Below are 10,852 nucleotides of genomic sequence, written 5' to 3'. Positions count from 1 at the left end.
ATGACCGACATGCGTGCCGGCACCGCCGCCGGCGAGGCAGAGCTGCTCTGGCGTCCCGACCCCGACCGGGTCGCGGACAGCCGCATGGCCGCGTTCCGCACCTGGCTCGCCGCCGAGAAGGGCCTGTCCTTCGCCGACTACCCCGAGTTGCACGAGTGGTCCACGACCGACCTGGACGGCTTCTGGGGCGCGATCGCCGAGTTCTTCGACGTGGCGTTCCACAGCGCGCCCACGGCCGTGCTGGGCGCCCGGACCATGCCCGGCGCGCAGTGGTTCCCCGGCGCGACCCTGAACTACGCCGAGCACGCGTTGCGGCACGACACCGACGACCTCGCCGTGATCTTCCACCGGGAGGACGGCCTGGCGACCCAGCTGACCTACCGCGAGCTGCGACGCCGGGTGGCGGCCGTGCGCGCCGGGTTCGTCGAGCTGGGGGTGACCAAGGGCGACCGGGTGGTCGCGCTGGTGCCGAACTCGCCGGAGGCCCTGATCGCGTTCCTGGCGGCGGCGTCGCTGGGCGCGGTGTGGTCGTCGTGCTCGCCGGACTTCGGCGCGCGGGCCATCGCCGACCGGTTCACCCAGATCGAGCCGACCGTGCTGGTCGCCGTCGACGGGTACCGGTACAACGGGCGCGGGTTCGACGTGCGGCCGACGGTGGAGCAGCTGCGGTCGGAGATCCCGTCCCTGCGCGCCACCGTGCTGATCGACTACCTGGGCGGCACCCTGCCCGGCACGGTCGAGTGGAACTCCCTCCTGAAGGCCCACGCCGACGCCGAACTGGCCTTCGAACCCGTGCCGTTCGACCACCCGCTGTGGGTCCTGTACTCGTCCGGCACGACCGGGCTGCCCAAGGGCATCGTCCAGGGGCACGGCGGGATCGTGCTGGAACACCTGAAGATGCTGGCGCTGCACAGCGACCTCGGCCCCGGCGACCGGTTCTTCTGGTTCACCACCACCGGCTGGATGATGTGGAACTTCCTGGTGTCCGGCCTGCTGGTGGGCACCACGATCGTGCTGTTCGACGGCAGCCCCGCCCACCCGGACCTGAGCGTCCTGTGGCACCTGGCCGAACAGCACCGGGTGACGTACTTCGGCACGTCCGCCCCGTACATCCAGTCGTGCCTCAAGGAGGACCTCAAGCCGGCCACCAGGTACGACCTGACCGGCCTGCGCGTGGTCGGCTCGACCGGCGCGCCCCTGACCCCCGAGGGCTTCCGCTGGATCGCCGACGCGGTGGGCCGCGACCTCCAGATCGCCTCGGTGTCCGGCGGCACCGACCTGTGCACCGCCTTCGTCGCCGCCGCCCCGGACCTGCCGGTGTGGCTGGGCGAGCTGTCCTGCCGGGCACTGGGTGCGGCCGTGCAGGCCTACGACGAGTCCGGCAACGCGGTCGTCGACCAGGTGGGCGAGCTGGTGATCACCGAGCCCATGCCGTCCATGCCGGTGTTCTTCTGGGGCGACGAGGACGGCTCACGCCTGCGCGAGGCGTACTTCGACACCTACCCGGGCGTCTGGCGCCACGGCGACTGGATCCGCATCACCCCGCGCGGCTCGGCCGTCATCTACGGCCGCAGCGACTCCACGCTGAACCGGGGCGGGGTCCGCATGGGCACCAGCGAGTTCTACCGGGTCGTCGAGGGTTTGGAGGGTGTCGTCGACTCCTTGGTCATCGACACCTCCGGCGCCGGCCAGACCGACGGCGAACTGCTGTGCTTCCTCGTCCTGGCCCCCGGCACCACCCTGGAATCGGTCGAGCCGCTCCTCAAGTCCGAGCTGCGCACCAACCTGTCCCCGAGGCACGTCCCCAACAGGTTCATCGCGGTGGCCGAGATCCCGAGGACCCTGAACGGCAAGAAGTGCGAGGTCCCGGTCAAGAAGATCCTGGCCGGCACCCCACCGGAGAAGGCCGTCAGCAGGGACGCCCTCCGCAACCCGGACGCCCTCACCCCGTTCCTCGCACTGGCTCACGGTTGATCAAGCGAGACGTACGCCACAAGTACACCTCCTGAACCCCCGCTGAACGCCCCCCTCACCCCCCCTGACCAGGGCGGATGACCTCACGAGGGGGGCGTTTTGCTACCAGGGCACCGGCATGTGTAACCTATGCGTCGTACCGCAGGGCTCCGGGAGGCTTCGCCTAGTCTGGTCTATGGCGCCGCACTGCTAATGCGGTTTGGGTTCACCCCCATCCCGGGTTCAAATCCCGGAGCCTCCGCAACACCCGACCCGGTCGGGTGACAACTGAATACGATGCGCTCGTAGCTCAACGGATAGAGCATCTGACTACGGATCAGAAGGTTGCAGGTTCGAATCCTGCCGAGCGCGCAACACCATCAGGGTCTCCTTCACTCGAAGGGGACCCTGATTTCGTGTGGGACAGTCCACGTGACCGCCGTCGGCCAGGGCCTCGCTCGTGGAACGAGGCCCTGGGGCGGTGGTCAAGCCAGGATTTCCTCGTCCGCCGGGTCGAAGGCCGGGGAGCAGATGATCAGGACGCGGGCGGCGTGGCCGACCATTTCGTGTTCCTCGTCGACCCGGACCAGGATCGTGGATCCCGCGTCGGCGGTGTACTTGCGGCCGTCGATGGTGATGTCCAGGGTGCCGCGTTCGACGTAGTACAGCTTCGTGCTGCGCCGGTTCACCCGGAGCGAGTGCAGTCCGTCCAGTTCGGCGGCCACCAGGTCCACCGCCGTGCTCTGCTCGGCGGAGAAGTAGGAACGGATCGTCATCGCGTCGTCCACGACCCGTTCCACGGCGTCGGCCTCCCGGACCAGGGACAGTTGCTCAAGCGATTCCATGCGCATCCTTTCGGGTGTGGTCACCCGCGTTTCCGCGGGTGCGGTGCAGTGCCGTGCGCAATTCGGCGATTTCGGGCCAATGGGCACATCGGGGATCCGATTCCAGCTTCGCGCACAGCTTGTTCAGCGTCGACCGGTTCTGGTCGAGGACGGCGACGGCTTCTTGTGCCGAACAGGTCCGGGACGTGGCGATGTCGACGAGGCTGTACAGGTCGAGTCGCCAACTCGCCTGGTGGGTCGCGGTGTGCAGTTGGTAGATGAGTCGCTGGAGGGTGCGGCGGCACACCGGGAGGCCCTGGTCGTGGGCGGGGAGGAGCAGGTCCAGGGGCTGGTCGCCGAAGTAGGACAGTTGGGCGCCCACGTTCACCGCGTTCTCCGGGGCCGTGCCGCCGGCTTGGCGCTCGGCGCGCAGGGTGTCCACGTAGCTGTCGAGCAGACCGATCTGCCCCGCGAACGACAGCCCTATGGTGATGCTGCGGCGCAGCCAGGGATCGGTCTCCCTGTCCCGGTGTTCCAACAGGAAAGCCACAATCCGGCGGTTGGGGATGTTCGCCATCTCGTAGGCGAGTTGGCTCAGCGCCAGCCGGGACCGGGCGTAGCGGATCTCGTTCGACGGGTCCTCCGCGGCGCTGCGGGTGAAGGCGGACGTGAAGATGTCGACCATCGTCCGGGCGGCGCGGCTGTGCGGCGGGACCGAGGTCAGCATGTCGCGGAGGAACTCGACGACCTCCGGCGAGTGGTAGCGCTCGAACAGCTGGCGCACCTTCGCCGCGTCCGACACGACCGCGCGCATGATGTGGTCCGCGACCAGGAACTCCTGGAACGACTTGTGCGAGAAGTTGAGCAGACCGGTCGTGCTGTCGTGGTGGGGCAGCAGCGCGGACTCGACCAGCAGCGAGTGGTCCACCAGGTCGCGCACGACCGTCGCGACGTCCCCGTCGCCCGACCGGTCGCCCAGCACGGCGCGCGCACCGCGGACGTGCCGGGTCAGCTCCGCGACGCTGAAGTCCGGGGGCTCGTCCTGGTCGAACGGCGACTCGTCGTAGAACGTCCAGGCGAGCGACCGCAGCAGGTCGCCCTTCTGCGCGGCGGTGAGCACGGCGCCGATCCGCGACGACTCCGACTCCAGCGTCCGCTGCACCCACGCCCGGTACAGCGACGGCAGGTCGATCACGGTGCTCATGACCTGGTCCACGGCGCCCGGTCCCGGGTCGAGGAGGTCGAGCAGCATGTTCGCCCGCAGCGGCGTGGCGCACACCTCGGACAGCGTCGCCTTCGTCGCCAGCTGGTCGAGGACCCCGGTCACCAGCGCGGTCTCGTCCCCGGGCCGGAGGTGGCGGTAGAACCGCCGCGCGTAGTCGGCGAGGCGCTCCCGGGGCCAGCCCCGCAAGGTCACCACTTCCCGGCTGAGCGCGAACGGCCCCGAACGCAGGTGCCGGTCGTAGAACAGCTCGCGGCAGCACACCACGTTGGCGCGCAGGAACAGCGGTCGCTCCAGCATCGAGACGATCTCGGCGTGCTGGCGGTTGGCGAGGAACTCGTCGAGGGAGTCGAGCATCAGCAGCAGCTGGGAGTCGCCGATGCCCAGGGTGTCGATCCGGTCCGCGAGCCAGGACGCCGACCCGAACGCCGGGTCCCGGTTGAACTCGGTGAACTGGCGCAGGTCGAGCACGAAGGGGACGGTCCGGCGGTCCGCGGCCACGCCCTCCACCCGCTCGCGCAGGCTGAGGTAGAGCGAGGCCAGCAACATGCTCTTGCCCATGCCGGGTGAGCCGGTGACCAGGAGCCGGGTCGACGGCGCGCTGTGCGGCGCGCGGTCCAGCGCCGACCGCTCGATGTGGTGCTGGAGGTCGGTGATCACGCCGTGCCGCTCGTCGGTCGCGGTGAACGGCAGGAGCAGCCGGTTGTCCACGAGGTCGCCGACCTGGAGCCGGTGCGCGCCGAGCGTCCGGCGCCGGCGCACGGCCCGGTCGGTGTCCGCCAGCCACTCCCGCAGCGACGGCGTGGTCTGCGGGGCGTGCGCGGGGAACACCGCCGCCGAGCTGCCGCCGCCCTGCTCGATCAACTCGTGGAACCGGGGCGACGGCTTGCCCCCGAGCGTGTAGACGAAGTTGTCGAACACCTCCACGGCCGCGCTCTCGTCGCCCAGCCCGAGCAACGCCTCCGCCAGCAGGAGGTGCAGCGACTCCTCGAACTGGTGCTCCGGGTGCCGGACCAGGTCGCGGGTGGTGGTCACCACGCGCTCCAGCGCCGCGGGCGTCCCGATGTGCATGAGCACGCGGCACAGCAGGCGCTGTGCGGTGAGCAGCTTGCCGACGAAGTGGTCGCGACCCAGCCCCGCCGACAGGACCTCGGTGTCGAACGGGTCCGCCGGGTTGCCCCGCCACAGCGCGAGGGCGCGTTCGACGGCGGTCAGTGCGGCCGGTCCGTCGCCCTCGGCCAACGCGGCCCGCGCGGCGGCGAGCAGGTCGTCGAACTCCGCGAGGTCGACCGAGTCCTCGGCGGCGGGCCGGAACAGGTAGTAGGTGGTGTCGGCGCGCCGGGTCCGGATGCGGTCCGGGCCGAGCAGGCGTGCGGCGCGCAGCTTGAGCCCGTGGACGTCGCTGCGCGCCTGGGTGGGGTTGGTGGCGGTGCGCCTGGCCGACGCGACCAGCTCGACCAGGGTCTCGATGGGGACCTCGCGCCCGGCGCTGAGCACGAGGTAGCGGATGACCAGCGCGAGCTGTCCGCGGGCGGGCAGCTCGCGCCGGCCGTCGTCGGGGTCGACGATCTCCAGCGGGCCGAGGACGTTGACCCGGAGTCGGCGCGGGGCCACCGCCGGCGCCTCAGCGGTGGTCGAGCAGGTCGCGGATCAGCGCCAGCTCCGCGCGGGTCTCCTCGACGGTCAGTCGCTCGACCCTGCCGTCCTCCGGAGGGGCGGTGGGGTGGCGGAGCACCGTCGTGTGGTCGGTGGCGGCCGGTGCGCTGAGGAAGCAGGTCACCGCGGGGGTCACCGGCGCCGTCACGCGGTGGAGGCGGTGGTGGCGCAGGTGGTACCGGTACCCGGCCTCGCCGGTCGTCGCCGAGGTGCGGGCGGCCAGCACCGGGCCCAGCGGGCGCAGGTCGTACGGCCCGCCGCCCCGCGGCACGTACCGGAACGCTTCGAGTTCCACGACGTCGAGGCTTCCGGGATCGGTGTCCCGGTCGAGGACCTCGTAGTACTCCATGTCCAACGCGCCGGCCAGCACCATCGACGCGAAGTCCCAGCGGTGGTTGTGGACGTTCGACTCGCTGGTCCGCGCGGTGGCCCACACGTGGAACCGGATGCGCGCGTTGTCCCGCGTGCCCAGCACCACCTTGGTGAAGCCGTTGTCGTGCCGGTACGAGGCTTCCGCGACGCGCCGCACCATGCCGAGGTCGTCGATGACCCGCTCGACGGTTTCCGGCAGGCGCCCCCGGGTGGCCGCGGTTAGGGCGGCCACCAATTCCGACTCCATGTGCCCCTCCTCACATGTTCAACAGCTGGCCACCGTCCATCGTCAGAACATGGCCGTTGGCGAACTCGTTCTCGATGAGGAACAGCGCGGCCCGGGCGACTTCCTCCGGGGTCCCGAGGCGGCCGGTCGGAGTGGTCCCGATCGCCCACTCGACGGCTTCCGGCCCCGCCGCGCTCGTCATCGCGGTGTCGATGTTGCCGGGCGCGACGGCGTTCACGGTGATCCCGCTGGGACCCAGCTCGCGGGCCATCGCGTAGGTCAGGCTGATGATCGCGGCCTTCGCGGACGCGTAGGCGAGGATCGGCGCGCACCCGGCCATCCCGTAGGTGCTGGTGAGGTTCACGACCCGGCCCCAGCCCCGCTCGCGCATCGCGGGCGCCAGGCGCGTGATCAGCCGGATCGGCGTGGTCAGGTTGAGCTCGATGGTCCGGTGGAGGTCCTCGTCGGAGATGTCCGCCCACCCGGCCGGCCGGATGATCGCGCCCGCGTTGTTGACCAGGACGTCGACCCCGGCCCCACCGACCGCCTCCAGCACCCGCTCCACCCCGTGCGGCGCGGCGAGGTCGGCCTGGACGGTGGTCGCGGTGCCGCCGGCCCGCTCGACCAGCTTCGCCGTCTCGTCCGCGGCGGTTCGCTGGGCCAAGTAGCCCACGTACACGTGTGCGCCGGATTCACCGAGCAAAACAGCAATATTGCGGCCAATGCCCCTGCTGCCGCCGGTTACCAAGGCTGTCTTGCCCCGTAGGTCCACGGTGGTGCTCCTTGCGTCGAGGCATGGGACAAATGGCTCGAATTCGAGTTGTTCAACAGTAGCAGCGCCAAGGCGCTCCGGAATCTTGATCGCGTTCGCCTCAACGGGTGACTTCAAGCGGCGTCGCAGCGGATCAAGGCGCATTCAATTGTGGGGTCAAGCCGCATTGCAGTCCGCAAATCGAGACTGGCAGGCGTCCATTCGATGCAGGGAGGGCGTCATGTCGAGGAAACCTCGTAGGGCGGCACGCCGGTCCGGGGAGAACCGCTCTCGTTTCGGGGGCACTGAGGTGTTGTTGTTCCTGGTGCTCGTCTTCGGCGCCGGGGAACCCCAGGCCACTCCGATCACGCCGGACGACACGGCACCGCGCAGCTGCGTGCGACCCGCTCGCTGACCCCACCGACCCCGTCCTGCCTGAGCGTGTGTCAAAGATGCTTGACATGGTGTCAGCACTGCTTGACACTGGCTCGTGTCAAGTTTGCTTTACACCACCAAGGGGGACGGTGTGTCGTACGAAGAACGCGGGACGTGGGTCTACCTCGTCGTCAGCCTCGGCACGTGGGTGGTCTACGCGGTCACCCTGCTCCGCCGCAGCACCGGCGACCTCGCCGCCGTCGAGTACCGGAGCACCCTGCTCTGGGCCGTCGGCGTGGCGATCGTCGCGGCGATCATCGGCCGCATCGTGGTCGAGATCGTGGCTCGCGGGGACCAGAAGCGGGACGAGCGGGACCGGGAGATCAACCGGGTCGGGGAGTACGTCGGCGGGGTGGTGCTCGGGGTCGCGATGGTCGGGCCGTTCGCGCTCGTGCTGTTCGAGGCCCGGCACTTCTGGATCGCCAACGCCATGTACGTGGCGTTCGTGCTGGCCGCCGTGGTCGGGAGCGTGGTCAAGCTCGTCGCGTACCGGCGGGGGTTCTGACCGTGGGCAAGCCGACGAAGGTCACCAACTCGATCCGCGCCCTGCGCTTCCAGCACGGCGAGATGACCCAGGCCGAACTCGCCGCCCGGGTCGACGTCACCCGCCAGACCATCATCGCCATCGAGCAGGGCAGGTACTCGCCCACGCTGGAGATGGCGTTCCAGATCGCGCGCGTGTTCGGCGTGCCGCTGACCGACGTGTTCCAGTACCCGGAGGACGAGTCATGAGAGCCCTTGTGCACCAACGCTACGGACCCGCCGCGGACGTCCTCGTGGTCGACGAGGTGGAGAAGCCCGAACCGGGCGCGGGGGAGGTGCTGGTGCGGGTCGAGGCCGTGCCGGTGACCGGGACGGACTGGCACCTCGTCCGGGGCTGGCCCTACGTGGCCCGGCCGGTGCTGGGCCTGCGCGGACCCCGCAACCGCGTGTTCGGCCTCGAACTGTCCGGCACGGTGACCGCCGTCGGCCCCGGCGTCACGTCCCTCGCGCCCGGCGACGACGTGTTCGGCTGGCACGGCGGCACGTTGGCCGAGTACGTGGCGGTGCCCGAGGGGCAGCTCGCGCCCAAACCGGCCAACCTCACCCACGTCCAGGCCGCCGCCGGCCCGATCGCCGCCTTCACGGCGTTGCAAGCGCTCCGGGCGGCGACCGGGCGGCGCGTGCTGATCTCCGGCGCGTCCGGTGGCGTCGGCACCTACGCGGTGCAGATCGCCAAGGCGATGGGCAAGGAGGTGACCGCCATCTGCGGCCCCGCCAAGGCCGACCTCGTGCGCGGGCTCGGGGCGGACCGGGTCCTCGACCACACCAGGGACGAGTTCGGCGGCGGCGAGCGGTACGACGCCCTGCTCGACGTCTTCGGCAACCCGTCGCTGCGGGACTGCGCCCGCGTGCTCGTCGACAACGGCACGTTGGTGCTGGTCGGCGGCACGGGCGGCCGGTGGCTCATGGGCACCGGCAAGTGGCTGCGCGCAGTGCTCGGCTCGCCGTTCCGCAAGCACAAGACCAAGATCCTCGTGCACCAGGACCGGCGCGACGACCTGCTCACCCTGAAGGACCTCATCGAGGACGGCAAGGTGACCCCGGTCGTCGGCCGGACCTACACCCTCGACGAGGTCCCGCGCGCCATCGAGGACGTGCGCCGGGGCGACTCACGCGGTCACGCGGTGATCAGCCTCGCAGTTCCGCCAGCACCCCGTCGGTGAACGGCGTCCACGCCTCCACGGCCCACTCGCCGAACGGCCGGTCGGTCAGCGCCACGCACGCCGCGCCCGCGTCCGGGTCGATCCACAGGAACGTGCCGCTCTGCCCGAAGTGCCCGGCCGTGCGCGGCGAGCTGGTCGTCCCCGTCCAGTGCGGCGACTTGCCCGACCGGACCTCGAAACCCAGGCCCCACGCGTTGTCCTTCTGCATCCCGTACCCGGGCAGCACCCCGCGCAGCCCGGGGAACACCACCGACACCGCCTCGGCGACCAGCCCGGCGGACACCAGCTTCGGCGCCTGCACCTCGGCGGCGAACCGGACCAGGTCGTCCACCGTCGACGTGGCGCCCGCGGCGGGTGAGGCGTCCAAAGTGGACGACGCCATGCCCAGCGGCGCGAACACGGCCTCCGCCAGGTAGTCGGCGAACGGGATGTCGGTAGCCGCCGCCACGGTGTCGGCCAGCAGCTCGAACCCGGTGTTGGAGTAGATCCGCTTGGCGCCCGGCGCGGCCTGCGCCGCGTCGGAGTCGAACGCCAGCCCGGACGTGTGCGTGATCAGGTGCCGCAGCGTCGACCCCTCCGGCCCGGCCGGCTGGTCCCACTCCACCGCGCCCTCCTCCACGGCCACCAGCACGGCGTACGCCGTGAGCAGCTTGGTCACCGAGGCCAGGGGGAAGCGGTGGTCGGTCGGGCCGGTCGCGCCGAGGACCCGCCCGGAGGCGTCGACGACGGCCGCCGCCGCCGTGCCGACCGGCCACCGGGACACCACGTGCAGACTCTCCATGCCGCAAACTCTGCCATGTGTCACCCCGTGAGCTGGTCGTGCTCGGCACCGCGAGCCAGGTGCCCACCCGCACCCGCGCCCACAACGGCTACCTGCTGCGGTGGGACGACGAGGGCTTCCTGTTCGACCCCGGCGAGGGCAGCCAGCGCCAGATGCTGCTGGCCGGCGTGGCATCGCGCGACGTCACGCGCCTGTGCGTCACGCACTTCCACGGCGACCACTGCCTCGGCGTGCCCGGCGTGGTGCAGCGCCTGTCCCTGGACCGCGCGCCGCACCCCGTGCACGCCTACTACCCGGCGTCCGGCGAGGAGTACTTCGGTCGGCTTCGGCACGCGAGCTCGTTCTTCGACACCCTGGACCTCCGCGAGGTGCCGGTGGACGGCTCCGGTGTGGTCGCCGACGGGCCGTTCGGCGTGCTGGAGGCCCGCCGGCTGGACCACGTGATCGAGACCTACGGGTACCGGCTGGTCGAGCCGGACGGGCGGCGGATGGTGCCGGAGCTGCTGGCGGCCCGAGGTATCAGCGGCCCGGCGGTGCGCGCCCTGACCCCGCCGCTGCTGGACGAGGTCAGCGTGCCCCGGCCGGGGCAGCGGTTCGCGTTCGTCATGGACACGCGGCTGTGCGATGGCGTCTACGAGCTGGCGGACCGGGCCGACCTGCTGGTGATCGAGTCGACCTTCCTGCACGCGGACGAGCGGCTCGCGGTCGAGTACGGCCACCTGACCGCGCGGCAGGCGGCGCGGGTGGCCGCGGAGTGCGGGGTGCGCAAGCTGGTGCTGACCCACTTCTCGCAGCGCTACACCGACCCCGAGCTGTTCCGGGCGGAGGCGGCGGAGGTGTACGACGGCGACCTGGTGGTGGCCGCCGACCTGGACCGGGTCCCGGTGCCGCGCCGGCGGTGACAAGCCGACCGGGTGCCGGTCCCC

The 10,852-nt window shown here is 71.0% G+C and carries 10 protein-coding genes and 2 tRNA genes; 7 read left to right on the top strand and 5 right to left on the bottom strand.

Annotated features, from left to right (window positions below; all coding sequences use genetic code 11):
* From WBN91_RS05160 to WBN91_RS05150, 3 genes are all read left to right on the top strand, one after another.
* The gene (locus WBN91_RS05160) at window positions 1-1,974 is read left to right on the top strand and encodes an acetoacetate--CoA ligase (protein ID WP_337722767.1); all 1,974 of its coding nucleotides are present in this window, start codon (window positions 1-3) and stop codon (window positions 1,972-1,974) included.
* A gap of 152 nt (window positions 1,975-2,126) precedes the next feature.
* Window positions 2,127-2,215, top strand: a tRNA-Ser gene (locus WBN91_RS05155).
* Window positions 2,216-2,252: 37 nt separating this feature from the next.
* Window positions 2,253-2,325, top strand: a tRNA-Arg gene (locus WBN91_RS05150).
* Window positions 2,326-2,438: 113 nt separating this feature from the next.
* On the opposite strand, the gene WBN91_RS05145 is transcribed toward WBN91_RS05150, so the two are convergent.
* From WBN91_RS05145 to WBN91_RS05130, 4 genes are read right to left on the bottom strand one after another with little or no spacing between them, the layout of a single operon-like run.
* Entirely contained in the window at window positions 2,439-2,798 is a 360-nt protein-coding gene (locus WBN91_RS05145) for an AraC family ligand binding domain-containing protein (protein ID WP_337722766.1), read from the bottom strand.
* A complete protein-coding gene (locus WBN91_RS05140) occupies window positions 2,785-5,613 on the bottom strand; it encodes a BTAD domain-containing putative transcriptional regulator (RefSeq protein WP_337722765.1) in 2,829 nt (942 codons plus the stop codon). The genes WBN91_RS05145 and WBN91_RS05140 overlap by 14 nt, the downstream gene beginning before the upstream one ends.
* A gap of 10 nt (window positions 5,614-5,623) precedes the next feature.
* Window positions 5,624-6,274 carry a hypothetical protein gene (locus WBN91_RS05135; protein ID WP_337722764.1) on the bottom strand — a complete coding sequence of 217 codons (651 nt, stop codon included), beginning with the start codon at window positions 6,272-6,274 and terminating at the stop codon, window positions 5,624-5,626.
* Window positions 6,275-6,284: 10 nt separating this feature from the next.
* Window positions 6,285-7,169, bottom strand: a complete 885-nt coding sequence (locus tag WBN91_RS05130; RefSeq protein ID WP_337722763.1) for an SDR family NAD(P)-dependent oxidoreductase — start codon at window positions 7,167-7,169, stop codon at window positions 6,285-6,287.
* 361 nt (window positions 7,170-7,530) lie between these two features.
* Here WBN91_RS05130 and WBN91_RS05125 point away from each other — a divergent pair, with 361 nt between their 5' ends.
* From WBN91_RS05125 to WBN91_RS05115, 3 genes are read left to right on the top strand one after another with little or no spacing between them, the layout of a single operon-like run.
* Window positions 7,531-7,944, top strand: a complete 414-nt coding sequence (locus tag WBN91_RS05125) for a hypothetical protein (protein ID WP_337722762.1) — start codon at window positions 7,531-7,533, stop codon at window positions 7,942-7,944.
* A 2-nt stretch (window positions 7,945-7,946) separates the two neighbouring features.
* Window positions 7,947-8,171: a helix-turn-helix transcriptional regulator gene (locus WBN91_RS05120; RefSeq protein ID WP_337722761.1), complete on the top strand. Its 225-nt coding sequence runs from the start codon at window positions 7,947-7,949 to the stop codon at window positions 8,169-8,171.
* Window positions 8,168-9,145, top strand: a complete 978-nt coding sequence (locus WBN91_RS05115; RefSeq protein WP_337722759.1) for an NAD(P)-dependent alcohol dehydrogenase — start codon at window positions 8,168-8,170, stop codon at window positions 9,143-9,145. Before WBN91_RS05120 ends, WBN91_RS05115 begins: the two co-directional genes overlap by 4 nt.
* Here the strand turns inward: WBN91_RS05115 and WBN91_RS05110 are convergent.
* Complete coding sequence (locus tag WBN91_RS05110; RefSeq protein ID WP_337722758.1) at window positions 9,111-9,926, bottom strand: serine hydrolase domain-containing protein; 816 nt, start codon at window positions 9,924-9,926, stop codon at window positions 9,111-9,113. The two genes, WBN91_RS05115 and WBN91_RS05110, sit on opposite strands and share 35 nt — an antisense overlap.
* Before the next feature lie 17 nt (window positions 9,927-9,943).
* Here WBN91_RS05110 and WBN91_RS05105 point away from each other — a divergent pair, with 17 nt between their 5' ends.
* On the top strand, window positions 9,944-10,828 hold the full coding sequence (locus WBN91_RS05105; RefSeq protein WP_337722757.1) for a ribonuclease Z: 885 nt from the start codon (window positions 9,944-9,946) through the stop codon (window positions 10,826-10,828).
* The last annotated feature ends 24 nt before the right edge of the window (window positions 10,829-10,852 follow it).

The organism is Saccharothrix sp. CCNWYY140, assembly GCF_037401995.1.
In the GTDB taxonomy this organism is placed as follows: Bacteria; Actinomycetota; Actinomycetes; order Mycobacteriales; family Pseudonocardiaceae; genus Actinosynnema.
Note: the sequence above shows the minus strand (reverse complement) of the source record. Positions and strands in the feature narration are given on the sequence as shown.